Origin of the sequence: Mesorhizobium sp. M1142 (assembly GCF_040318565.1) — a bacterium.
GTDB lineage: Bacteria > Pseudomonadota > Alphaproteobacteria > Rhizobiales > Rhizobiaceae > Mesorhizobium.
In genome coordinates this window covers 158,804-182,493 of record NZ_JAMYMK010000012.1, presented here as the reverse complement: position 1 = coordinate 182,493, position 23,690 = coordinate 158,804, and the positions used below count along the sequence as shown (strand labels likewise).

21 protein-coding genes are annotated in these 23,690 nt (G+C 60.5%); 9 read left to right on the top strand and 12 right to left on the bottom strand.

What is annotated here, in order from left to right; all coding sequences use genetic code 11:
• Position 1: 1 nt before the first annotated feature.
• Together NKH42_RS20660 and NKH42_RS20655 are read right to left on the bottom strand one after the other, a co-directional pair.
• On the bottom strand, positions 2 to 1,300 hold the full coding sequence (locus NKH42_RS20660) for an HlyD family type I secretion periplasmic adaptor subunit (protein WP_352507233.1): 1,299 nt from the start codon (positions 1,298 to 1,300) through the stop codon (positions 2 to 4).
• Between the two features lie 242 nt (positions 1,301 to 1,542).
• Positions 1,543 to 3,294 carry a type I secretion system permease/ATPase gene (locus tag NKH42_RS20655; RefSeq protein ID WP_352507232.1) on the bottom strand — a complete coding sequence of 584 codons (1,752 nt, stop codon included), beginning with the start codon at positions 3,292 to 3,294 and terminating at the stop codon, positions 1,543 to 1,545.
• A gap of 406 nt (positions 3,295 to 3,700) precedes the next feature.
• Between NKH42_RS20655 and NKH42_RS20650 the strand changes: the two genes are divergently transcribed.
• Complete coding sequence (locus NKH42_RS20650) at positions 3,701 to 4,393, top strand: N5-glutamine methyltransferase family protein (RefSeq protein WP_352480482.1); 693 nt, start codon at positions 3,701 to 3,703, stop codon at positions 4,391 to 4,393.
• 85 nt (positions 4,394 to 4,478) lie between these two features.
• On the opposite strand, the gene NKH42_RS20645 is transcribed toward NKH42_RS20650, so the two are convergent.
• The 6 genes from NKH42_RS20645 to NKH42_RS20620 form a co-directional block, all read right to left on the bottom strand.
• Entirely contained in the window at positions 4,479 to 4,745 is a 267-nt protein-coding gene (locus NKH42_RS20645; RefSeq protein ID WP_352974383.1) for an acyl carrier protein, read from the bottom strand.
• A 56-nt stretch (positions 4,746 to 4,801) separates the two neighbouring features.
• Complete coding sequence (locus NKH42_RS20640; protein WP_352507231.1) at positions 4,802 to 6,358, bottom strand: class I adenylate-forming enzyme family protein; 1,557 nt, start codon at positions 6,356 to 6,358, stop codon at positions 4,802 to 4,804.
• Entirely contained in the window at positions 6,355 to 8,376 is a 2,022-nt protein-coding gene (asnB, locus tag NKH42_RS20635; protein ID WP_352507230.1) for an asparagine synthase (glutamine-hydrolyzing), read from the bottom strand. Before asnB ends, NKH42_RS20640 begins: the two co-directional genes overlap by 4 nt.
• Positions 8,377 to 8,379: 3 nt before the next feature.
• Positions 8,380 to 9,363 (bottom strand): NAD(+) synthase, encoded by a 984-nt coding sequence (gene nadE / locus NKH42_RS20630; RefSeq protein ID WP_352507250.1) that lies wholly within the window; start codon positions 9,361 to 9,363, stop codon positions 8,380 to 8,382.
• The gene (locus NKH42_RS20625; protein ID WP_352689627.1) at positions 9,360 to 12,098 is read right to left on the bottom strand and encodes an AMP-binding protein; all 2,739 of its coding nucleotides are present in this window, start codon (positions 12,096 to 12,098) and stop codon (positions 9,360 to 9,362) included. The genes nadE and NKH42_RS20625 overlap by 4 nt, the downstream gene beginning before the upstream one ends.
• Positions 12,099 to 12,358: 260 nt before the next feature.
• Positions 12,359 to 12,607, bottom strand: a complete 249-nt coding sequence (locus NKH42_RS20620; protein ID WP_352507228.1) for a hypothetical protein — start codon at positions 12,605 to 12,607, stop codon at positions 12,359 to 12,361.
• A gap of 305 nt (positions 12,608 to 12,912) precedes the next feature.
• Here NKH42_RS20620 and NKH42_RS20615 point away from each other — a divergent pair, with 305 nt between their 5' ends.
• The 7 genes from NKH42_RS20615 (at position 12,913) to NKH42_RS20585 (ending at position 18,293) form a co-directional block, all read left to right on the top strand.
• Positions 12,913 to 13,134 carry a hypothetical protein gene (locus NKH42_RS20615; RefSeq protein WP_352507227.1) on the top strand — a complete coding sequence of 74 codons (222 nt, stop codon included), beginning with the start codon at positions 12,913 to 12,915 and terminating at the stop codon, positions 13,132 to 13,134.
• 195 nt (positions 13,135 to 13,329) lie between these two features.
• Entirely contained in the window at positions 13,330 to 13,410 is an 81-nt protein-coding gene (locus NKH42_RS31285; protein ID WP_502895561.1) for a hypothetical protein, read from the top strand.
• Positions 13,411 to 13,722: 312 nt separating this feature from the next.
• Positions 13,723 to 14,931: an ABC transporter substrate-binding protein gene (locus NKH42_RS20605; protein WP_352507226.1), complete on the top strand. Its 1,209-nt coding sequence runs from the start codon at positions 13,723 to 13,725 to the stop codon at positions 14,929 to 14,931.
• 11 nt (positions 14,932 to 14,942) lie between these two features.
• The gene (locus tag NKH42_RS20600; RefSeq protein ID WP_352974381.1) at positions 14,943 to 15,716 is read left to right on the top strand and encodes an ABC transporter ATP-binding protein; all 774 of its coding nucleotides are present in this window, start codon (positions 14,943 to 14,945) and stop codon (positions 15,714 to 15,716) included.
• Entirely contained in the window at positions 15,709 to 16,419 is a 711-nt protein-coding gene (locus NKH42_RS20595) for an ABC transporter ATP-binding protein (protein ID WP_352507224.1), read from the top strand. The genes NKH42_RS20600 and NKH42_RS20595 overlap by 8 nt, the downstream gene beginning before the upstream one ends.
• A 7-nt stretch (positions 16,420 to 16,426) precedes the next feature.
• A complete protein-coding gene (locus NKH42_RS20590; protein ID WP_352507223.1) occupies positions 16,427 to 17,314 on the top strand; it encodes a branched-chain amino acid ABC transporter permease in 888 nt (295 codons plus the stop codon).
• A 1-nt stretch (position 17,315) separates the two neighbouring features.
• Positions 17,316 to 18,293, top strand: coding sequence for a branched-chain amino acid ABC transporter permease (locus NKH42_RS20585; RefSeq protein ID WP_352507222.1), 978 nt, complete (start codon positions 17,316 to 17,318; stop codon positions 18,291 to 18,293).
• 19 nt (positions 18,294 to 18,312) lie between these two features.
• On the opposite strand, the gene NKH42_RS20580 is transcribed toward NKH42_RS20585, so the two are convergent.
• Genes NKH42_RS20580 through NKH42_RS20565 form a run of 4 tightly spaced genes read right to left on the bottom strand, consistent with a single transcriptional unit; the run spans position 18,313 to position 22,342 of the window.
• Positions 18,313 to 19,488 carry an ABC transporter ATP-binding protein gene (locus tag NKH42_RS20580; protein WP_352507221.1) on the bottom strand — a complete coding sequence of 392 codons (1,176 nt, stop codon included), beginning with the start codon at positions 19,486 to 19,488 and terminating at the stop codon, positions 18,313 to 18,315.
• Positions 19,481 to 20,623, bottom strand: coding sequence for an extracellular solute-binding protein (locus tag NKH42_RS20575; protein ID WP_254819524.1), 1,143 nt, complete (start codon positions 20,621 to 20,623; stop codon positions 19,481 to 19,483). Before NKH42_RS20575 ends, NKH42_RS20580 begins: the two co-directional genes overlap by 8 nt.
• A 22-nt stretch (positions 20,624 to 20,645) precedes the next feature.
• Complete coding sequence (locus tag NKH42_RS20570) at positions 20,646 to 21,467, bottom strand: ABC transporter permease (protein WP_352507220.1); 822 nt, start codon at positions 21,465 to 21,467, stop codon at positions 20,646 to 20,648.
• Positions 21,464 to 22,342: an ABC transporter permease gene (locus NKH42_RS20565; protein WP_254819522.1), complete on the bottom strand. Its 879-nt coding sequence runs from the start codon at positions 22,340 to 22,342 to the stop codon at positions 21,464 to 21,466. Before NKH42_RS20565 ends, NKH42_RS20570 begins: the two co-directional genes overlap by 4 nt.
• A 252-nt stretch (positions 22,343 to 22,594) precedes the next feature.
• On the opposite strand from NKH42_RS20565, the gene NKH42_RS20560 reads away from it, so the two are divergent.
• Entirely contained in the window at positions 22,595 to 23,521 is a 927-nt protein-coding gene (locus tag NKH42_RS20560; RefSeq protein ID WP_352507219.1) for an ArsR/SmtB family transcription factor, read from the top strand.
• Positions 23,522 to 23,690: the final 169 nt, after the last annotated feature.

Sequence of the window (23,690 nt, the reverse complement as noted above, 5' to 3'; positions counted from 1 at the left end):
CTTACTGCCTGAAGGCCCTGGAGAACTGGTCGGTAAGAGGCTTCATCAAGTAGGACCAGACACTGCGCTCGTCGGTTCTTATGTGGACTTCGGCGGGCATGCCGGGTTTGAGTATTTTCTCTCCAGTCAGGCAGGTCGCTTCATTCTCGACGTCGATGCGAGCCGAAAAATAGGAAAGCTGGCGTTGCTGATCCTTGATCAGATCCGCTGAGACGCGCTTGACCGAGCCTTCGCAAGCAGGTGTGGTGCCGGCGTCGAACGCCGGAAAGCGGATCGATACCTGCTGTCCGGGATGAATCTCATCGATACGCGACGGAGGAATGGAAGCGTCGACGACAAGGTTGTCGGAATCGGGCACAATCATCATGAGCACCTCTCCGGCGCCAATTACGCCTCCGACGGTGTGGACCGAGGATTCTTGTACCGTGCCCGACTGCGGGGCACGAATGTCTGTCCTGCCGAGTTCGTCTTCGGCCACCACCTTGCGCTCACTGAGTTCGGTCTGCTTGGCTTCCGTTTCGCGAAGTTCGTTGGTCACGTCGCTCCGCATTTGTTCGTCGAGCTGAAGCACCTGCAGGTCCGTTTCACTGATGTGAGCCTGTACCTCCGCTATCGCCGCGACAAGGCGTCCCGATTCGCCGCGAGTCCGGGTCTTCTCCAGGCTGACATTGCTCAACCTCTCCTTGGACACCAACTTCTTTGCATAGAGAGATTCGACATCTGCAAGGTTCTTGGTCAGCAGATCCAGAGACTCGTCCGTCGCAGACTGCTGCGATTTGAGGCCATCGATCTGACGTTCCAGCTGCTTCGAGCGGCTTTGCAATTGGGCTTTCTGGCCAGCCAGCGCCGCAGCACGGCTTTCAAACAAGGCACGCTCGCCACTGACAAGTGCCGCCACTTGCGGATCACCCATTTGAGCGCGAAGGTCGGGCGGGATCTGCATTTCCGGCAGACCCTGGCGCTCGGCCTCCAGTCGGGCCAGACGAATGGTGGCGCGATTGAGGTCCTCGGTGATTATCTGCAGGTTTGCTCGGGTCAAGGTGTTGTCCAGCCTGACCAACACGTCGCCGGCCTTCACATGATCGCCGTCCTGCGCGAAGATTCCGCCGATGGTGCCGCCGGTTTGATGCTGCACTTTTTTTATGTTGCTTTCGACCACCACAGTCGCAGGCGCAATCACCGCGCCGGCAATCTTGGTCAATCCCAACCAGAGCCCTCCGCCAAAGACCAACAGCAAGCTGGTTGCCAGGCCCAGGAGCAGATTGGCCCGGATGCCATCCGGATCTGGCTTCGTCTCCAACGAACGGCTCTCACCGCCGGCGGCGACGTATGACGACACGGTAACAGTGGAGCGATACCTCGCATATGCTCGGCCGCACCTTTGCGCGGCGGAACGACAATTTGTTGCCAGGCTCCGGACCAGATTACCCCAGGGTAGATTGGCTCGAATGCCATCCGACTCCGGCTTCGCCCCGGTCGGCTGGCCTTCGCCGCCAACCGCAGCATATGACGACATGGTCACGTTAGACACTAAGCAATACCTCACGCATGCCCGCTTGCACCGTGCTGCAGCGGAACGACAATGTTTGGCTTGTCCGGACGCGGGAAGGGCCGGACCACATTTGCCAGAACGTCTTCGCGCGAGCCGAACGAATGGAGCATCCCGTTCGACAGGACGAGTACCTGATCGATGTTGACGAGAGCGGAGGGGCGATGCGCAACGACGATCACGATACCGCCGCGCTGACGCACAGCCAGGATTGCGCCGGCCAAAGCAGCATCGCCGTCTGCGTCCAGATTGGAATTTGGTTCGTCAAGAACGACGAGGAAGGGATCGCCGTAAAGTGCCCTGGCAAGCCCGACGAGCTGCCTCTGCCCAGCCGAAAGGGCCGCGCCGCCTTCTCCGATGCGTGTTTGAAAACCCTGCGGAAGACGCATGATCATCTTGTCCACGCCCGCAGCCTTGGCAGCTGCCAGCACGCCTTTTGCGTCGCTTTTGCCACCGAACCTCGAAATGTTATCGGCGATCGTCCCGTCGAACAGCTCAACGTCCTGTGGCAGGTAGCCAATATGAATGCCGAGCAGTTCTGAGTTCCACTGATCGAGCGAGGCGCCGTCCAATCTTACCGTGCCACGAAGCGGCTTCCACGCCCCGACCAAAGCGCGCACGAGCGTGGTCTTGCCGGAGCCGCTCGGGCCGACGACCGCCAACCCTGCGCCTCTTGCCAAGCGGAAGCTTACATTGAAGATGGTTGGCTTCTGCAGGCTTGGTGGCGCGACAGTCAAATCTTCGACCGCAAGCTCCGCCTTTGGGCGCGGCAGTTCCATTGTCTCTTGCTGGCTAACAAAGGCATCCAGCGCTGCCGCCAGCTCGGAATAGCTCTTGCGGGTTGCCAGAAACCCTCTCCAGTTTGCGATGGCCACATCGACCGGCGCTAGTGAGCGGCCCAGCAAAATGGACGATGCAATGATCACGCCGGGCGAGGCCTCGCCCCCGATCACAAGGTAGGCACCAAGCCCCAGCACACATGATTGCAAGGCCATTCGCAGCGTCTTCGACAGTGAGCTCGCTGCGCCGACGACGTCCGAAAGCCGTTCCTGGTTCTTCAGATAAAGATGACTGACCTCGTTCCAGCGCCGGCTAAGCGGAGCAGACAGGCCCATCGCCTGAACGACCTCTGCATTGCGGCGGCCGGAATCGGCCAGCAGCCGCTGCGCGACGAGTGTTTCAGATGCACGAGCCGCAGGTTTGCGGCCGATGATCTCGGCAACCACCGTCAAAAAAACAACGGCGCATGCACCGAGCGTTGCCAGCACGCCAAGGGCGGGGTGCAGCAGATAGATGACCACCATATAAAATGGTATCCAGGGAGCATCGAATAAGACCGTCGGCCCCAGCCCGGAAAGAAAGCCACGTAGCTGGTCCAGATCACGAAGCGGGTGTATCCGGTTCGCATCCGGCCCGGCGACCAGGGGCAGGGAAAGCGAGGCTGCAAACGCCTTTTGCTGCAGATTTTTATGCAGGCGGCTGCCGATGCGGACCAACAGGCGAAGCCTCACGAAATCGAGGAGCCCATAGGCCGCGTAAAGTCCCAGCATCCCGACGGTAAATCCGATAAGAGTCGGCACGCTCTGCGAAGGCAGCACGCGGTCGTAGACCTGGAGCATGTAGACGGAGCCGGTCAAGGCGAGGATATTTATCAATGCGGAGAAAACGCCTACGCCGACGAGGCCGTGCACACAGCCAAACATTGCGGAGCGTAGATCGAGCGAGCGCTCTTTGGTCGACTTCATGATGCGCGCTCGTTGACGCGAAATTGCCGCGCAATCTCGTCGATTCTTTCGATGAGGGACAAACTTTAACCTTCCGGGAAGCAGCAGCTCCGCCCCGCTGCTGGAACATTACGAATTGCTTACATATGTGCCTTCTTTGATTAAAATGTAGCAAAATCGTGACGCCAGGCTGAGAATTCGGCAACTGGCTCGCCAGCCTGGGGATAACCGGCTCGAGTAAGGAGATATTCCTAATCATGACACGGCGCAGAAGCTTATGGTCATCTTTGTAGCATCAGGGCTTCAAAGCGTCTGAGGCGGGATTGGGTTTTGATTTTGTCGATCGAGAGTTAAGCGGTTTTAAGATACACTTTATCGGTGCGCCATTGTCGGCCACCAACGCCGGATAAAACGGGAGGTGAGTGTCGTGAGCGAAGAGATCAATGTCGCCGATGCCTATGGCAGGGGCCGCAGCACCTTCATGGGACTGCAGCTGCTCGTCTCGCCCGGTGCGCTTGTTCCTCGACCGGAAACGGAACTGCTCGGCAACGCCGCTCTCGATGTTCTGAGCCAACTGAACTTGCCGGTACCTCGCGTTGTCGACATGTGCTGTGGGGCGGGCAATCTGGCATGCGCCATCGCGCACCACGCCCCCACCGCGCGCGTGTGGGCAAGCGATCTTACCGACGGATGCGTGCAGGTCGCGCGCCGCAACGTCATCCATCTTGATATGGAGGAGCGGGTAACAGTGCTTCAGGGCGACTTGTTCAGCGCCTTCTCCGGCCTGGAGCTTGACGGGACGATCGATGTGGTCGTTTGCAACCCGCCCTACATTTCGGAAAAACGGCTCGAGGGCGACCGTTCGCATCTGGTCGAACTCGAGCCGCGTGAAGCATTCGCAGCCGGCCCCTACGGCCTGAGCATCCACATGCGGGTGCTGAAGGAGGCGCCGCGTTATTTGCGGCGCGGAGGCATCCTGCTTTTCGAGGTCGGCCTTGGCCAGGACCGGCAGGTCATGAGTTTGCTCGAGCGTTCCAAGGTCTATGAGAGTATCCGGGCAGTCACCAATCCAGCCGGCGAGGGCCGGGTGGTTGTGGCACATACAAAGGCGCAGGCATAAGCGCCACAGTCGCGGCAGGCTTCAGACGCGCTGTCGCGGCTTAAAACAGCCGGGGATTTGAAACAGAGCTGCGGGCTTTCGGCAATCAGTTTCTCTTGCGCATGACGTATCGCGCAATTCCCTGGATGGAATCGAGGTTCTCGGGCAGCAGCTCGCTGTCTTCGACCGTGATGCCGAAGGTCTCCTCGATGAAGCCGATAACCTCGAGCACCCCCGTCGAGTCCACGATGCCCTGGTCGAGAAGCGAGGTGTCGCTCTCCAGACTGTCCGGATCGGCTATATAGAAATTCGAGGCCAGGAAAGCGCGAATTTGTTCACTGAAGGTATAGGTTCTATCCTTGGTAGATAACATTGATTTCGCCTCCGGTACAAAAGATGAATGCTGATCAACTTCGCTTTGGTGCCGACTCATGACAGGGCCGTTTTTTTGAGTTTGCCCGTGTCGGTCATCGGCAGACTGGGTACGATGACGATGGACTTCGGAACCATGAAGTTTTCCAGCCGTCTCTGGCACTCTTTCTGCAACTGCTTTTCGCCGAGCATGCTTCCCTGCTCCATCACGACAAACGCCTTCACTGCTTGCCCGAGCATCTCGTCCGGAACGCCGATGACCGCGGCTTCCCGTACGCCGGCAATGTTCATCAACGCGTTTTCCACCTCCTTCGGCGCTATCTTCTCTCCGCGCGATTTTATGATCTCGTCGCCGCGACCGACAAAGTAGAGATAGCCCTCGGCGTCCATCCGGCAGTAGTCGCCGGTGTACAGGACCTGCTCACCCGGCAGCGGTCCGGGTTTGAGCTTTCTGGCTGTCGCCTCCGGCTTGCCCCAATAGCCCTTCATCACCGTCGCTCCGCGGATGACGAGCTGACCAACGACGCCGGGTCCGACCCGCCTGTCATGCTCGTCGACAATCCACATTTCCGTGTTGGGGATGGCGATGCCGACGCTCAACGGCTTTCGCTCCAGATCGTCCGGCGGCAGGTAGGTGCAGCGCTTGCATTCGGTAAGGCCGTACATCGAATAGATACGGGCGCCAGAAAACAGCTCCTGCAGCAGGAGAATGTGCTTGAGCGGCAGGGCGGCCGCAGTGTTGGTGACATAGCGAATGCTCGAAAAATCCTGATCCCTCAGAGACTTGAGCTCCCCGAGTGCGGCAAAGATGGTCGGTACGCCGGGAAAGCCCGTCACCCTTTCTTGCTTGATCAGCCCAAGGATCTGCGCCGGGAAGGCGAACGAGCGCTCAAGCACCAGCCGGGCGCCCGCGCCGAACGCCATGATCATCTGGTAAAGACCGTAGTCGAAGGCGAGCGGCAGGACATTGAGGATCACCTCGTCTTCGGCAAGCGCCAGGTACGAGGAAATCGAGGCGCATGCGGCGATCATGTTTCGATGCGTCAGCATCACGCCCTTGGGCTCGCCCGTCGAGCCGGACGTATAAATGATCGCAGCGAGATCGATGTCGATGCAGCGGCGCGCGGGCGGCGTGCTGCGGGCTGCCGCGACCGCAGTATCCCAGCGCACAGCATGCGGAAGTTCTTGCAGGTCGTTGCGTTCGATCGGCCCGGAGACGATCATGCGGCGCAACGATGGGCAATTCCGCGCCGGATCCCTGAAAATCGAGTGCAGGTGTTTGTCGGTGATCAGTGCCGTCGGGCGGCAATCGTTGAGCAAATAATCGAGCTTGTCGCTTTTGGTGAGCGGATTGACGATGCACACCACGGCGTTGGCCTTGAGCACCGCCCAGAAAGCGACGACGGCCTCGACAGTGTTGTCGGCGAAGATCACCACTCGATCGCCACGCGCAATTCCAGCCTCGGTCAAATGGTGCGCTATGGCGTTCGAGCGCATGTCGAGATCGCCATAGGTGACACGTTGATTGCCGCACACCAGGGCCACCTTGGCGCCGAGCCGGCTGGCAGAGTTGGTGAGATAGTCGTGCAGGAGGGGTACGGCGCCATGCATCATGCGAGCACCTCTTCACGATGCTCGCGGTCGATATCGATGCTGAGCTTGAGCGTGCGAGCCCCACTTGGACGGCTCGCGATAAATTGCCGATGGAGAAGCTGCGTCGACAGCACTCCGACCAGCGCCATATTGTCGGAGTTGGACAGGTCGCCGCCGCCGGCGCTGGCTTGGCACTTGCTCAGGAGCCGGGTAACCGATTTGGGATCGAAGACGTTCGCTTCGCGCAGCGCCGCCTCCGAAAGTGCTTCGCGAATGTAGACCGGAGCGCCATCTGCGACGAAGCAAAGCGCGTTGGGGGCCCGGTAAGGCTGTTTCTTGCGGGTGACGATTTCCGACGGCACGATCGGTTGCGCTACACGTTTCAGCACATGCTTTTCGTCGAGCACGCGCAGCTTGTAGGCGGCCGGAAGCGAATTCGCGAGCCTCACGAGTTCATGGTCGAGGAACGGGAAGCGCCCCTCGACGGAATGAGCCATGAGCATCCTGTCCCCTTGTGAGGACAGCAGGTAGCCCGACATCAGCGTCTGGATCTCGATATACTGGTCCTGCGCAAGAGAGCCCCATCGCGAAAACTCCGACGGCAGGCGGGCAAGCAGCTCGGACACGGCGTTATGGCGCTCCGTTTGGGCGCGCATGTCTGGCGAAAACAGCCGCTTGATGGCGCTTGTGGTACGCCAGCGCGTGCCATGCGCAAAACCAGGCGCACCACAGGCGTGGATGTCGCGCCCGAAGAACTGGCGTGCCATAGCTTGCTGCTGTACCGGCGAGCGGCTGAGATAGGGATAGAGGCGCTCCAGCAAACGGGAGCGTCGCTTCGAGGCGGGCTGGCGTCCCCAGAAGCGGCGGACCTTGCCTTCGCGGAACAAATCGTAGCCGGCGAACATTTCGTCGGCCCCTTCGCCGGTCAGCACGACCTTGATGCCATGCTGGCGCACCAGTCTCGAGAGCAGGAACAGCGGCGCCGGCGCGGTTCTTAGGATTGGCCGCTCGGCATGGTAGATAACCTCAGGGAAGATGCCAGCGATATCGCTGCGCGAAACAACCACCTCATGATGGTCGCTGCCGGCCACGCCGGCAACCAGGCGCTGGAAATGCGTCTCATCATATTCGGCGTCGGCAAAACGCAGCGAGAAAGTCTGGAAGCGCTCGCCCGCGAAGCGTCTCCCCAGCGTGGCGACCAGTGAGCTGTCGAGCCCGCCGGACAAATAGCAGCCAACCGGCACGTCGGCGCGTACTATCCTGAGCGCCGTCGCGGTCTCCAAGGCGCTGCGCACTTCCTCCACCGCGTCATCAAGCGAGCCGCTGAATTCATCATCGCCAGGCCCGTCAACCTCTGGATAGGCAGGCTTCCAAAAAGCCCGCTCGCGAACGACGCCGCGGTCATAAATGCGGACATGCCCAGGCGTGAGTTCGCTTACTCCTCCAAACACGCCTTGTGGCGGCGCGACAGTCCAAAGAGTAAAAGTCTGATCGATGCCGGCTGGATCGAACGCGCGGGGTATGTCCGCATCGGCCGCGAAAATGGCCTTCACCTCGCTGGCGAAGTAAAGCCGTCCGCCATGCTCGCAAAAGTGCAGCGGGCAGATGCCGAACCGATCCCGCGACAAGACGAGACGACCAGCCACGGAGTCCCAGATGGCGACTGCCCACTGCCCATTCATTCGCTCGAAGGCGGCCTCGCCCCAGGCATGATAGGCATGGACGATGACCTCGGTGTCGCTGCGTGTGCGGAAGCGATAACCGAGCGCGGCCAGGTCTTGTCGCAGCTCGACGTAATTGAAGATTTCGCCGTTGAAGACGATCCACATTGTGTCGTCCGCGCCGGCGAGTGGCTGCTGGCCGCTTGCGAGATCGATGACGGACAGGCGGGCATGCGCCAATCCTGCACGTCTGTCCCGGTAAAGGCCGCGCTCGTCCGGGCCGCGATGCGCCAGCGCGCCCGCCATACGTATCAGCGCATCCCGGGAAGGGGACGCCGCTGCGGCGCTCAGCGACACAATTCCGGCGATGCCGCACATCGCCTAGCCCTCGCCCATTGAAGAGGACACCAACGGCCGCGCGTGAAGATAACGTGCGGCGCGCCGCTTGCTGTCGATATCCTTGAAAACCTTCTGGACCTGCGCCTCGGTGAGGCCGGTTGCCTCAGCGATCTCTTCGCTGGCTATCCCGTGGTTCAAGCCGTAGAGGCACAGATCCATCAAATAATAAGGCAGCGCGAAGTAGAACTCCTCCTGACTCTGCGGCATCGAGAAGGTGTCCGTGGTGGGCGGTCTTCGCCGGACCTCTTCCTCCACCCCAAGATATTCCGCCAATTGATAGACCTGGGTCTTGTAGAGGTGGACGATTGGCATCAGGTCGGCAATTCCGTCGCCTTGCTTGACGAAGAAGCCCTGGTCGTACTCCAGGCGGTTCGGCGTGCCCGCTACCGCGTAGTTGAGGCGGTCGGCATGGTAGTATTCGGTCATCTTCCGCAGGCGCTGCTTGTAATTGGTTGCCGCGACGATCTGCAGATAGGCTGCCGACGGCAGACGCACCGTGTCGGTCCTGCCCTCGGGGTCCTGAACCGTGAGGCGCGTGATGTTGAGACCGTTGCTCTCGAGAACCGAGGCGAGCACCAGCTTGCATTTCCAGCCGTCCCCATATTCGGGAACGACAGTCTTGATTGCTTCGATCTGCCGTCTATAGGCGCCGATCGCTTCCAGGGCCGGCGTTATATCCTCCAGGACCGTATCGATAGCAAGCTGCGCGGCGACGGTGCGGCCGAGCCTTAGCGAGTCGCCGGAGGAATGGCGCTCCGGCATGAATATCCCGAGGACCTTGTCTTTTCCAAAGGCGCGAGCACACAACGCCGCGACGACTGAGCTGTCGATGCCGCCTGAGAGGCCGACAACCACCCCTCGACGTCGCAGCGTGCCAAAGACCTGCTGGCGCAAGATCTGGACGATACGATCGACTTCCGCGCCAGCCTCGAGCACCAGCGCGTCCTTGCCGAATGTTGAGATCAGGTCGATGGCTTGTACTCCAGTTTGCGAGACTCGGTTGGCGAATAGGTTTGCGCCACCGCTTTCTCGATAAGGGGACGGTTGGTGGCGAGGTGAGGCTCTATGACCAGGTCGATATGGGTGCCGACGATCGGAATCACGTCCAGATGGGCGAAAACGCGATCCCAGCCGATGGCCAGAGTCATTCCGGGTCGAGCACAGCGAAACAGGGTGCCGGTGATCGGCAGCGCCGGCTTCGGCTCTGTCAGCCATTGGAAGAAGGCCCGTGCCCGCAAAACCTCCTGCAGTTCCAGTTTGGTTCTAAAGCTCGTCGCATTGAATTGTCCCTGAGCGTAGCGATCGAGAAACCGGACCAGTTGCGCCTCTCGCCCCATTTTCACGGCGACTTTCGCGAGGGCGCGGCAAGCCATCCGGTAAGCGGATACGCGGTTGGTCCGGATTCGATTAAATGTGCGCGTAAACGTCTCCAAGTAGGCGCTTCGCTCGCCGACGAGGCTGGTGTCGAGTATGCCGACAAACTTTATGGTTCGCCCCGCGGCCAGCAGCCGCGCCGCCACTTCGAAAGCAACAGCGCCGCCGAGCGAATGGCCAAGAAGTCGTATGTTACCCGAAGGTTGAGTGCGGCGGATCTGCTCGACGGCGGCATCGGCCATGTCGGCGAGGCTGTTTTGCCCGCGCAGTATCAGAGCCAGGGCCGGATACCTGATCGGGGCAACGCGGGTGACCTTGCCCATCGCTGCTGCAAAGGCAGCAAGGCTCGGGCCATAGCCGACCGACCCCGGGAACAGAAAAAGAATGGGAGGATCGTGCTTCTCGGCGCGCGCGCTTTGGTCGCCTGCCTGTGCAGATACGACCGCCTTGACCATTTCGTCCAGGCTCATCCCGACGGTGAAGGCCTCAAGACCGAGTTCCTGCCCGATAGCGCTTTCGATTTCCATGACGCAGTGCAGCAGCTTCAGTGAATCTCCTCCGGCGTCGTCCCAGCGCCCTGCCGCCACCCGCGTATTAAGAATGCTGGTCCATGCCCGCTGGACGACCTGCTGCGCCGTCAGCTTGCCTCGCGGCTCGAGCGGACGCTCGATCGCTGCCGTCTCTCTGGCTGAAAGATCCATGTCTGCAAGTGTCGTGATGTCGACTTTGCCGCTCGGCAGACGCGGCATCTCGGCGATCGTGTGCAACCGCAGGGGACGCAGCGGCGGCGGCAGATTGGACCTGACAAGCTGGCGAAGCTCGTCTGAAAAGGCCGCTTCGGCCGAGCGCCGAGGAACAACAAAGGCGACAAGCTCATTCGCCGCAGCCACGATTGCCACAGCATCCGCAACAGAGGGTGCGCAACGCAGCACCCGTTCGAGCTCGGCTGGCTCGACGCGTCGACCATTGATCTTTACCTGGCGCCCCTTGCGACCGACGATGTGCAGTAGGCCTTGGTCATCAAGTCTAACGAGGTCACCCGTCGCGAAAATCCGAAGGCTTGGATCGTCCGGGTCTGATGTTGTCGGCACAACAGCCCCGTCCTCCCAATGGCCAAGCAAGACATAGGGGCTCCTGATCAGAAGCTCTCCGCTGCGGCCTGGTTGAACGCGGCGGCCCGTTTTGTCGACAATTGCAAAGGTGATGCCAGGCAGTAGCCAGCCAACTGGAACCGAATCTCCATGCTCCGGCCAGTCTCGCGGCAGGAACCATTGCGAGCCCGTGGTCTCGGTTGACGAGTAACCGATCTGGATGAGGCACGTATCGGAGACGGCCTTGCGCAGCAGGGCGATGTCGCTCCACGGCACCTTCTCGCCACCGATCCGGGCGACTCTGAGTGAATGAAATGCTTCCGCAGGTCCGTCTGCCATAAGCGCGCGAAGCAGTGCCGGCACCAGATAGGTGATTGTCACGCCCGCGGATCGCACCAGACGTTGCACGGCGCGCAAGCCGACCGCTTCGACTTCGACCAGATGCAAGGTGGCGCCGGTGAGAAGAGCCGCAAGAATCTCCCGGCACCCGGCGATTGTGGCGGGTCCGGTCAATGGCAGGAAAACATCATCCGAGTTGATGTGGCATGCATCGACATATTGCTGGACCCGGCACAGCAAGCTGCGCTGGCTGTTAACGATGCCTTTGGGCCGGCCCGTGCTTCCTGATGTATAAAGCACGATGGCGGGCGCATCGACCGAGGCGGAATAAGACTGAGGCACTTGCCCACCCTGCGAGGCCGCACTGGTCGACACATCGATCCAACTGACCCGGTGAGGCAAACGTTCGGGTCGGACATTGCCCTCGCCCAGAATAGCTGAGAGTCGCGCCCCGGCCACGATTTCAAGAATCCGCGAGCCAGGATCTCGTGCGTTGAGCGGCACCGAAGGGCGCCCAGCCGCCATGCTGGCCAGCATGGCGATGGGATACCAGGCTGAGTTGGCCTGAAGAATCCCTATCGCCTGTCCATCTGGGACGGCCGCCGCGATCTGGTAGGACAGCGTCTCGACTGACCGGAGAAGCTGGGAATAGGTCAGACGATTGGCGCCGTCGCTGATTGCAAGCTTGTCGGGGTACTGGCGGACGATATTTCTCAGGTGCTCGAAGGCCGCAATGTTGGCAAAATCGGCGCCCAATCTTTGAAATGGGCGCAGTACGGGACCACCCTGATCCAGTGGGTATTGTGGGACACTTGACCAATTATCGGAGGTCGTTGTCTGACAATCCACCGCTAGATCCTGATCCGCGACTTCTGATCCCAAATATGCCGAAGACATGAGTTGCCTACGCTAAGATTAGGGTCACTTATCGCCCCCCGCCCCGATCTTTTCATCGATCATTCTGATGATGCCCTTCGCCTGTTTCGCAAGCCGCGGGCCGAGCCAATCATGCCGAGCTCGCTGGCTGCCGTGGTGCGCATGACACGGCGAGCACTGGCGTTTGTGCCAAGTTGGCAACACCTGTTGGACACATGCCAAGGCGGGATCGAAGACCAAGGCGGGTTGAAGACGGAATTGCCGCTACGCAGGCATATTGCCTATTCTGTGGTTCTCCCGGGCGATACAGGCGATGCTTCGGTGTCGGAATAGCTGCCGGAGACGAAACAATATGCATAGATCTGTCCCCGATTTTCGTCGGTCACACGAATCCAATCCTTTTCCCACGTTCGGAAGGTAATACGCCCGCCCGTCATCATAGCTGCGGCTCTGAACGGACTCGGCGCGTTGACAACGCGCACCGATATAACATCGTCGCCGTCCATACGCTCGACGAGATACGTCTGCATGAAAGCTCCCCATGCCCCGCTAGATCACCCGCACTTTAACGACGGCTAATCAATTCGGTTGCAACGTGTTTTGCGAAACTTGGAGGCGATGGTTTCCATACCCACCGGCGCCGGGGGTCCCTCCCACTCCGTATCCGTCAGATTTTTCAGCGACGGGAAGCCAGTACAGGTGAAGGCAGGCTGATTCCGGCCATGCCGGCCTTCATGACCACTGCGCCGTGTCGACGATCCGTTGGAGCAGAAGGCCTGGTGCTGCAACGTCAATCGTATTTGGCCAGGAAGCGCCCGACGGCGGCGAGGCCGTCGTGCTTTTCCTCGACATGCGGCATGTGGCTGGAATTCGGGAAGACCAGGCCTTCGACGTAGGGGATAAGATCCAGAAAGGGCTGGACGCAGGCCTCGGTCGCTTCGTTGTAGAAGCCGCGGAAAACCAGGTCGGCGCCTCGATCCGATGCAGGCGGTCGACGATGGTCCAGTCCCGCATCGTGCCGATGACGTGGAACTCATTGGGACCATTTATGGTGTGATAGACGGTCGGATCTTCCTCGATTGCCGCGAATGTCCGGGAGACCATTACACCGCGGTGCTGCGTTCCGCCGTGCCGATACCCGGCATCGACCGGGCGCGGCGTGGCCGGCTGGTGCTCAAGGGTGACCTGCCCAGCCCGATGAACCCACCCCTCGGGGTGCCGGTTCCACACCCGTTGCCCAGCTGCCACCCCGATCTGCCGCAGCGAGCGCCCGCTTCTCCAAAGCATCGGCGAGGGCCGCCTGGTCGCCTGCCATCATCCAGCCGACGGTTGACGAGGGGAATTCTCGTTCAACGATATCCGGACCGTCAGCCGTAATTGTTGCTTCGGCGAGAATAAAGGCCGATCTGGACGCCGCACGATCCGGCGCTATGTTGCGCTTCGGCGGCCGGGTATCGCGGATGCCTAATACTAAAGTAACTGTTCTCGCGTTGCCGAGCGATGTTACGATTTGAAGGACGGTGGCCGTACAGCGCTGCGTGATTTTGCGCTGGAGAGGATGGAATATGGGAGGCCGCTCTTCGTGCCGCAGCAGGCAGCCGCCGACATGTTGCTCGGTTGTCGACCATAAGGGAGGAAGTCACCAATGAAGCTATCGTACCTGGTCTCGGCCGCGCTTCTTGCAGCGACTGCGATGCCTGCTGCAGCCGCCGAGATTTCCGATGGCAAGGTCAAGATCGGCATTCTCAACGACCAGTCGGGCGTCTATGCCGATTTCGGCGGCAAGTGGTCGGTCGAGGCCGCCAAGATGGCGGTCGAGGATTTCGGCGGCAAGGTGCAAGGTGCGCCGGTCGAGATCGTCAGCGCCGACCACCAGAACAAGCCGGACATCGCCTCCAACATTGCGCGGCAGTGGTATGACACCGAACAGGTCGATTCCATCATGGAACTCACCACCTCCTCGGTGGCACTCGCCGTCCAGGGGATTTCCAAGGAAAAGAAGAAAATTGATATCGTCACCGGCGCCGCGACCACCGAGCTAACTGGTAAACAGTGCTCGCCCTATGGCTTCCACTGGGCCTACGACACGCATTCGCAGGCAGTGGGGACCGGTGGCGCTCTCGTCCAGCAAGGCGGCGACAGCTGGTTCTTCGTCACCGTCGATTATGCATTCGGATATTCGCTCAAGGAGCAGACCGCAAAGTTCGTCGAGAGCCATGGCGGGAAGGTGGTTGGCGAGGTGCGTTACCCGCTCGGCTCGACCGACTATTCATCCTTCCTGCTGCAGGCGCAATCGTCGGGCGCCAAGGTCATCGGCCTGGCGAATGCCGGCCTCGACACCTCCAACTCGATCAAGCAAGCGGCCGAATTCGGTATCGTGCAGGGCGGTCAGCGCCTTGCAGCGCTTCTCTTCACGCTGGCCGAGGTGCATGGGCTCGGTCTCGAGGCGGCGCAAGGCGTGGTGCTGACCGAAGGCTTCTACTGGGATCGCGACGACAAGAGCCGCGAGTTCGCCCAGCGGTTCTTCAAGCGCACCAACCGCATGCCGAATATGATCCAGGCCGCCACCTATTCAGCCGTGACACAGTATTTGAAGGCGATCGACAAAGCCGGCACCGATGGAACCGAGGCGGTCGCCAAGGAATTGCATTCGATGCCGGTGAACGACGTCTTTACGGCGAACGGCAAAGTGCAGCCCGACGGCAACATGGTTCACGACATGTATCTTTATCAGGTCAAGTCGCCGAGTGAGAGCACCAAGGAGTGGGACTATTACAAACCCCTCGCCACGATCCCCGGTAACGAGGCGTTCCTGAGCGCCAAAGAGAGCGGCTGTCCCACGGCCGGCGAGTGATTGGCGGACCGATGGCGCCGCCTGAACCGGATCGGCCGCAGGTAGTGCTTTCCGCCCGCGGTTTGCGGCGCGACTTCGCCGGCTTCGTTGCTGTCAGGAATGTCGATCTCGACGTCTACCACGGCAATATCCACGCGCTGATCGGACCCAACGGCGCCGGCAAGACCACCGTGTTCAACCTGCTCACCAAGTTCCTGCCGCCGACCAGCGGCAGGATCGAACTGCTCGGCCACGACATCACCCGCACCTCGCCGGCCAAAGTCGCGCGGATGGGCCTGGTGCGCTCGTTCCAGATATCGGCAGTGTTTCCGCATCTCAGCGTGCTCGACAATGTGCGCGTTGCATTGCAGCGACCGGGCGGGCTCAGCGTTCAGTTCTGGCGCTCGCTATCGGCGCTCGATAGATTGACGCCGCGCGCCGAGGAGCTTTTGCGGTCTGTCTGTCTCGACGATGCCAAGAACAGGCCCGCCGCCGATCTCTCCTATGGCAGGAAACGTGTGCTCGAGATCGCCACGACGCTGGCGCTCGAGCCGAAAGTGCTGCTGCTCGACGAGCCGATGGCCGGCATGGGGCATGAGGACGTGCGTACGGTTTCCGACATCATCCGCTCGGTTGCCAGGGATCGCGCCGTGCTGATGGTCGAGCACAATCTGACAGTGGTGGCCGATCTTTGCGACTGGATAACCGTCATGCAGCGCGGCGAAATCCTTGCCGCCGGCGACTACCCCACGGTCAGCCGCGACGAGCGGGTGAGGGTCGCCTATATGGGCACCGCCGATGACTGACGCCGCGCCGCTTCTTGCAGTCCGCGACCTCAACGCCTGGTATGGCGAGAGCCATGCGCTGCACGGCGTCGATCTGGAGGTCTTTCCAGGTGAAACTGTGACGTTGCTGGGCCGCAACGGCGTCGGCAAGACCACGACATTGCGCGCCATCATCGGGCTAATCCGCCAGCGGACCGGCCAGATTTTTTTCGACGGCAAGGATCTGATGCGCCTGCCATTGCACCGGACTGCGCAGCAAGGCATCGGCCTGGTGCCGGAGGAACGCGGCATCTTCGCGACGCTGACCGTGGACGAGAATCTGGTGCTGCCCCCGATCGTCGCCGAAGGCGGCATGAGCGTGGAGGAAATATTCGATCTTTTCCCCAATCTGAAGGAGCGCCGTAACAGCCCCGGCACCAGGCTCTCGGGCGGCGAGCAGCAGATGCTGGCGATTGCGCGCATGCTCAGAACCGGCGTGAAAATGCTGCTTCTCGATGAGCCGACCGAGGGCCTGGCTCCGGTCATCGTGCAGCGCATCGGCGATCTGCTGGCGACGATGAAAAAGCGCGGTATGACGATCCTGCTGGTCGAGCAGAATTTCCGCTTTGCCAGCCGCGTCACCGACCGTTTCTACCTGATGGAGCACGGCAAGGTCGTGGCGGCCTTTCCGGTCGGCGAACTGCCGGATCGCATGACGCTGCTGCATGAAGTGCTGGGTGTATGATGGCGCCATGACGATGATCTTCGGAATACCCGTTCAGGCATTCCTCGGCCAATTGCTGGTCGGCCTCATCAACGGCTCGTTCTACGCAATGCTGAGCCTGGGCCTTGCTGTCATATTCGGCCTGTTGCGCGTCATCAATTTCGCTCACGGCGCGCTCTATATGCTCGGCGCCTTCATCGGCTACCTGCTTCTCACCCGGTTCGGTATCGGCTACTGGCCGGCTTTGATCCTGTCGCCGCTGATCGTCGGCGGCTTCGGCATCGTGGTCGAGCGCCTGGCGCTGTCGAGGCTTTACGACATCGACCCGCTCTACGGGCTGCTTTTCACCTTTGGCCTCGCGCTCGTGCTCGAAGGGGTATTCCGTTACTACTATGGCGTATCGGGAAGTCCTTATTCCGTGCCGCCGCTGCTGTCCGGCGGCACCAATCTCGGCTTCATGTTCCTGCCCAATTATCGCGGCTGGGTGGTGGTAGCCTCGATGATCGTCTGTTTCGGCACTTGGGCGCTGATCGAGAAGACCAGGCTGGGCTCCTATCTGCGCGCGGCAACGGAGAACCCCGGCCTGGTGCAGGCTTTCGGCGTCAACGTGCCGTTGCTGCTGACCCTTACCTACGGCCTCGGCGCCGCTCTTGCCGGGCTTGCGGGGGTTCTCGCCGCGCCGATCTATCAGGTGAGCCCGCTGATGGGATCTGACCTCATCATCGTCGTTTTCGCCGTTGTCGTGGTCGGCGGCATGGGATCGATCCTCGGGGCGATCGTCACCGGTTACATGCTTGGCCTCGCCGAAGGCTTGACCAAGGTTTTCTATCCCGAAGCCTCCAATCTGGTGGTCTTCGTCATCATGGCGATCGTGCTTCTGGTCCGGCCAGCCGGCCTGTTCGGAAGGGATGCCTGAGATGGCCGAACTGACCCTTCGCGAGACGCGTGCCAAGAATTCCGCACGGCTTGAATGGGCGCTGGTCGGGCTCGGCATCCTGGCGCTGCTGGTGGCGCCTTTCTTCGTCTATCCGATCTTCCTGATGAAGATGCTGTGCTTTGCGCTGTTTGCCTGCGCGTTCAACCTTCTGCTCGGCTACACCGGCCTGTTGTCCTTCGGCCATGCGACGTTCTTCGGCGGAGCGGCCTATTTCACCGCATACGCGGTCAAGGTCTTGGGCTGGCCGCCGGAAGCCGGCATCCTGCTCGGCGTCCTGGGTGCCGCGCTGCTCGGCCTTGTGATGGGCTTCTTTGCCATCCGCCGGCAAGGCATCTATTTCGCCATGATCACGCTGGCGCTGTCGCAGATGTTCTTCTTCTTCTGCGTGCAGGCACCGTTCACCGGAGGTGAGGACGGCATCCAGGGCGTGCCGCGTGGTAGGCTGCTTGGAATGCTCGACCTGAACGTCTCGATCAACATCTATTATTTCGTGCTGGCAGTCTTCCTCATCGGCGTGTTCGCCATCTGGCGCATCATCAACTCGCCTTTCGGCATGATCCTGCGTTCCATCCGGGAAAACGAGAGCCGGGCCATTTCGCTGGGCTATTCCGTCGCCAACTACAAGCTGGCGGCTTTCGTCATGTCGGCGACATTGGCCGGGCTGGCCGGCGCGCTCAAGGCGATCGTTTTTCAGTTTGCCACGCTCACCGACGTCACCTGGCAGATGTCGGGCGAGGTGATCCTGATGACGCTCCTCGGCGGCATCGGCACCATGGTCGGGCCGATCATCGGGGCCAGTCTGGTCGTCGGCCTGGAAAACACGCTCGCCACCTCGAGTTTTCCGGTGACCATCGCCACCGGCCTGACCTTCATGGTCTGCGTGCTGGTTTTCCGGCGCGGTATTGTCGGTGAGGTCTATGCGCGGTTTCTCGGGCCAAAGGGTAACGGGAAAGACTGAACGGCTCAGTTCCGCCTCGCTACGCGATGCGTAAGCCTTGCGCGTCGAGAAGCACGCAGCCCAGAGGATCGAAGCAGACATCGACCATTTCGCCTTCACGCAGCGGCTGGCCGTCGATCAGCGTGTTGGCGCGCACCAGCGTGCCGGCGCCGATGTCGATCTCGTAGACCGCATTGCCGCCCAGATAGGAGGTCGAGACTATCCGTCCCGCCAGCCTGTTGGCAGCACCGACGGTACCGACGGTAAGCTTCTGCGGGCGAACGACGACGGTGACCGCGCTGCCGGTCGCGAGCGCCTTCGGCGCGGCCGCCTTTACGACATGGCCGCTGGCCAGCGCGATCGTCGCCATCTTGCCGTCCATCACAGTCACGCTGCCGGGCAGCATGTTGGCCTTGCCAAGGAAATTGGCGACGAATGCGGTGGCCGGCTGGTCATAGACCTGCGCGGGGGAGCCGATCTGCTCGATCAGGCCGGCATTCATGACGACGATGTGGTCGGACATCGACAAAGCTTCTTCCTGGTCGTGCGTCACGAAGATAGCGGTGATGCCCGTCTCCCTCTGGATTTTCTTGATCTCGACGCGCATGTCCTCGCGCATGTTGGCGTCGAGTGCCGACAGAGGCTCGTCCAGCAGCAGCACTTCCGGCTCGAAGACGATGGCGCGGGCCAGTGCGATGCGTTGCTGCTGGCCGCCAGAGAGCTGTGATGGCAGCTTTGTCTCACTGCCGGGCAGCCGCACCATGTCCAGCGCCTTCTTGACCCGGCGCACGATTTCCGGTTTCGGCACGTTTCGATATTTCAGGCCGAATGCGACGTTGTCGAAGACGTTCTTGTGCGGAAAGAGCGCGTAGTTTTGGAACACCAGACCAATGTTGCGCTTGTAGATCGGGATGTCGTCGACCCGTTTTCCGCCGATCGAGATCTGGCCGCTGGAGATGTCGACCAGGCCCGCGATCGATCGCAGGATCGTCGTCTTGCCGCAGCCGGACGGCCCGAGCAAGGTGACGAAACTACCCTTGCGGATCGCCAGTGAAAAATCGCGCACAGCGGCGAACTTGCCGTAAAAAATATCGATGTCGCGAAACTCGACCGCAGGCTTTCCTGTCGGCTGTCTCTCACCTTGGGCGAGCGGGTCGCCAGCGGCCCCGGCCGAAGCCGGCCGGGGCTGCTGGTCGTGGCTGTTGTCGTCATGCACCTTTCGACACCCTGTCCCATTGCTTGGTCCAGGCGTCTTCGTTCTTCGCCCAGTAGAGCGGATCGGCGAAGGTCAGCGACTTCATCGATCCGGTCGGATCGAAGGCCGGAAGTGCCGCGATCTTGTCGGTCAGCTTCACCTTGGTCGGGTCAAGCGATGGCGGATAGTTCTGGCCCTCGGCGACGGCGATCGACGTTGCCGGATCCAGCATGAAGTTGATCAGTTCCTCGCATTCGGCCATGGGCGAACCCTTGAGCACCAGCATGTCCTCCATCCACGCGTATGAGCCGGCAGGGTCGAGATAGCCGATTGGCTGGCCCTGCTGCTGCAGGGCGGCGACACGTCCTGACCAGGCGTCGGTGACGACGATCTCGTTTCGCGACAGGAGGTCCATCAGTTCCGCGCCGGAACTCCAGAACTTCTTGGCCAGGTCGCGGGTCTCGCGAACCTTGGCCCAGATGGCATCCATGTCCTGGATGTTGTTGGGGTCCTGTTTCGTCTGCAGCGCCGCATACCAGACGCGCGTCGTCATATCGGCGTAGCCGCCGATCTTGCCGGCATATTTCTTGTCGGTAAGCAGGTTGGCGCCCTTTTCCTTGGCTTCCTCCGGCGAGATGACCTTGTTGTTGTAGGCGATGCCGGTGGTGCCGTAATCATAGGGCACAGCCGACAGCTTTGGCGTGATCTTGCGGAACGGCTCGATCATGGCGGTCAGCACATTTGCCATGTTCGGGATGTTCGCCTCGTTGATCTCCGAATTGAAACCGCCATTGACGTATTTGATGTAGTAGTTGACGCCGGAAGAATGGACGATCTGGAAGTCGCCCGGCTTCGACGTCTTGATCTTGGTGATGATCTCGTTCTCGTCGCCAAAGGTGCCCTGGACGACCTTGACCTTGGACTTGGCGGTGTAAGGCTGGAACGCGTACTTATCGATCGCTTCCTGCACCACGCCGCCCCATCCGTCGAAGCGCACTTCCGAAACCGCGGCCAGCGCCCGTCCCATCCAGGGCATGGAAAGCCCGGTGGCGGCGGCAGCGGCGGCCGTCAGCGTCAGGAATGATCGCCGGCTGATGTCGCCATCGGCATAGCGCTCATTCAGCCGTTCCAGTCGTTTGGTGGTTGTCACTTTCATTTCCGTTCTCCCATTTTCATTTTCACTTGCCTGCCTTGAACCAGGTGAGGCTTTGCAGGATGAGCCCGCCAGCCAAGGGAATGCCGACCGTCAAAAGGATCATGACGGTTCCGAGCGCGTTCACCTCGGGGCTGATCGAGATCTTCAGCATCGAAAGGATTTGCGTCGGCATGGTCTCGACGCCCGCCGGCCGCCAGAACAGGCTGGCCGAAGTGTTGTCGAACGAAATGGTGAAAGCGAGCAGGACGCTGGCAAGCACTGCGGGAATGAGCAGCGGCAGCGTAATCTCGCGGAATGTCGACACACGCGGCGCCCCGAGCGACAGCGCCGCCTCCTCATAGGAACGCTTTATGCCGACCATGCGCGCCTGGACGATCAGCACCACGTAGGGGAGCGTGAGCAGAATGTGGCCGAGCACCAGCAGCGTCATGCTGCGCGGCTGGTCGACGGCTTTGATCATGACCAGCAGGCCGACGCCGAGTATCGTTTCGGGGACCAGCGCGGGAAGAATGACAAGCGTGTTGATCACCTGCTTGCCACGAAACTCGAAGCGCACCAGCGCTAATGCCGCCATGATGCCGAGCAGTGTCGTCACCGTTGCCGTTACCAGGGCAATCCACATCGATGTCCGGAAGGCGTCGAGAACCGGCTCGTTGGTGAGCAGCTTCTCATACCACCGCAGGCTGAAGCCGGTGAGGGGAAAGCCGCCGAACATCGAGGCGTTGAAGGAAAGCACGACCGTGGCGAGGATCGGCGCAAACATGAAGATGTAGACGCACACCGTGATCGCGCCGGTCAGCCGCCAGGCCCATCTGCCTTCGCGATCGGGATGATCCGCTCTCATGCGCTGAGGCCCTTCATGATCTGCGACAGGCCCATATAGCGGCTGTAGGCGGCCGCGGCGGCGCCGAGCAGGACGAACAGGACGATGGAAAGCGTTGCCCCCATCGGCCAATTGAGCTGCCCCATAATGGTATCGTAAATCAGGTTGCCGAACAGCGCATCGCGGCTACCGCCGAGCAACTGCGGCGTCACATAGGAACCGGCCGCCAGCACGAAGCAGAGCAGCAGCCCAGCGCCCAGCCCCGGCATCGATAGTGGCAAGGTCACTTCGCGGAACGCCTGCGCGCTGGTACAGCCCATCGAGCGCGCGGCGGCGATCAGCGTGCGGTCGATGCTTTCCAGGCTGACATAGACGTTCAGGATCATGTAGGGCAGCAGAAAATGCAACAGCCCCATGATGACGGCGCCCTCGGTGTAGAGCATCGGCAACGGCTCGTTGATGACGCCCAGCCTGATGAGCGCCACGTTGATCAGCCCCTGTTCGCCGAGGATGTGGATCCACGAGAACGTCCGGATGGTGAAGCTGATCCAGAACGGCACGATGAGCAGCAGCAACAGCAGCCATTTGTGCCTGAAGGTCGTGGCCCAGATGAAATAGGCGGGGAAATAGCCAAGGATCGCGCAGATCACCGCGGTGATGGCGCCGACGCGAACGGTCTTCCAAAGAAAGCCGTGATAGTAGCTGTCGGTGAGGAATTCCTTCCAGTTATCGAAGGTCAGCACCGCCGACTCAACTCCGGCGGTGACGAAGGTGAAAAACGTGTAGACCGTCATCATCGCGATCGGCAGCAGCAGAAGCAGGGTAAGCAGTATAAGCACAGGCGCGACGAGGACCCAGGCCAGTCGCTGATCGTATAATTTCCACCCTTTGGTCACGACCCGTCCACACCAATTTATGTGCAAGCCGCCATCACCGGGGCTCGGCTCGGGACTAGATTGGGCGATCGGCGTTCAGGTGTCCACTCTGCATGTGACTCCAGCACAAACTCTGTGCAGGGCCACCGGTTGACCCTCGCCCTGCCGGATTCAACAAATTGCCCGGCGTTCCGCCTGCGCATTGATTAAATCAGCTATCTCGATATACAGGGTAAATTTCGAATATGGATTTCGCGTGGGCCGGGCAATTTCATGAGTCGCAATTTTCTGGTGATTGAACCTGAGGAAGGCATTGCCGTGCTCAAAGGGCTTGCCTCCTCGGCGCGGATCTCGATGCTGAAACTGCTGCATGAAAAGGGGCCGATGAATATCAACGAAATCGCCGCCGTGCTGTCGCTGCCGCAGTCGACCGTCTCAACCAACATCCAGGTGCTGGAGGATGCGGGGCTGATCCGAACCGAGAACCTGAAAGCGAAGAAAGGCAGTCAGAAAATCTGTTATCCGACGGCCGAAGAAGTGCTTGTCGTGTTCAAGAGCGAATACCGTGCGGTCAAGAACGATGCGATCGAAGTGTCGATGCCGATCGGGCTTTACACCGGCTTTGAGGTTACCGCGCCCTGCGGCCTTTGTTCGCCGGACGGCATCATCGGCTTGCTCGATGTGCCGAACACTTTCCTTGATCCGGATCGCATGAAAGCCGGTTTGCTGTGGTTCACGCGCGGTTTTGTCGAATACCAGTTCCCCAACAATGCCAAGCTCGCCAATGCCGAGATCACCGGACTCGAAGTGGCGATAGAGCTGTCTTCGGAAGTGCCGGGCACCAGCGCCGATTGGCCCTCGGACATCACGCTGACGATCAATGGTGTCGATGTCGGCACCTGGACGTCGCCGGGGGATTTCGGCGACAAGCGCGGCGTCTTCACGCCCTCCTGGTGGAAGCTCAAGGGCTCGCAATACGGCAAGCTGAAGAACTGGCGAATTGCCAATGACGGCACCTATGTCGACGGTCTCAGGATTTCCGAAACCGGCCTCGCCGCTCTCGATCTGAAGAGCCATCATTCAATCCGCGTCCGTATCGGCGTCAAGGACGACGCCGAGCGCCCCGGCGGGATCAACATTTTCGGCAAGGGCTTTGGAAACTACGATCAGGACATTCTGCTCAGGATCAAAACTGGTTGATATCATGAAATCGGGTTCTGAAGATAACGCAGCAACTTCAACTGTTTGGCTTTCTGCTGTGCCAAAGCGTTGGTCTAATTGTCCTACATTTGGGCATTTTTGACTTGACGAAGGGTTGCCAGTTCCTCTTTGATATCGGGCAAGGTGATTTAAATCATCATTTGTGATA

Coding starts and splice junctions, on each gene's coding strand:
- NKH42_RS20645 (WP_352974383.1), bottom strand. CDS start 4,745: ATGTTATCTACCAAGGATAGAACCTATACCTTCAGTGAACAAATTCGC.
- asnB (WP_352507230.1), bottom strand. CDS start 8,376: ATGTGCGGCATCGCCGGAATTGTGTCGCTGAGCGCCGCAGCGGCGTCC.
- NKH42_RS20570 (WP_352507220.1), bottom strand. CDS start 21,467: ATGAGAGCGGATCATCCCGATCGCGAAGGCAGATGGGCCTGGCGGCTG.
- NKH42_RS20585 (WP_352507222.1), top strand. CDS start 17,316: ATGGCCGAACTGACCCTTCGCGAGACGCGTGCCAAGAATTCCGCACGG.
- NKH42_RS20605 (WP_352507226.1), top strand. CDS start 13,723: ATGAAGCTATCGTACCTGGTCTCGGCCGCGCTTCTTGCAGCGACTGCG.
- NKH42_RS20560 (WP_352507219.1), top strand. CDS start 22,595: ATGAGTCGCAATTTTCTGGTGATTGAACCTGAGGAAGGCATTGCCGTG.
- NKH42_RS20600 (WP_352974381.1), top strand. CDS start 14,943: ATGGCGCCGCCTGAACCGGATCGGCCGCAGGTAGTGCTTTCCGCCCGC.
- NKH42_RS20590 (WP_352507223.1), top strand. CDS start 16,427: ATGACGATGATCTTCGGAATACCCGTTCAGGCATTCCTCGGCCAATTG.
- NKH42_RS20595 (WP_352507224.1), top strand. CDS start 15,709: ATGACTGACGCCGCGCCGCTTCTTGCAGTCCGCGACCTCAACGCCTGG.
- NKH42_RS20625 (WP_352689627.1), bottom strand. CDS start 12,098: ATGTCTTCGGCATATTTGGGATCAGAAGTCGCGGATCAGGATCTAGCG.
- NKH42_RS20620 (WP_352507228.1), bottom strand. CDS start 12,607: ATGCAGACGTATCTCGTCGAGCGTATGGACGGCGACGATGTTATATCG.
- NKH42_RS20575 (WP_254819524.1), bottom strand. CDS start 20,623: ATGAAAGTGACAACCACCAAACGACTGGAACGGCTGAATGAGCGCTAT.
- NKH42_RS20640 (WP_352507231.1), bottom strand. CDS start 6,358: ATGATGCATGGCGCCGTACCCCTCCTGCACGACTATCTCACCAACTCT.
- NKH42_RS20655 (WP_352507232.1), bottom strand. CDS start 3,294: ATGAAGTCGACCAAAGAGCGCTCGCTCGATCTACGCTCCGCAATGTTT.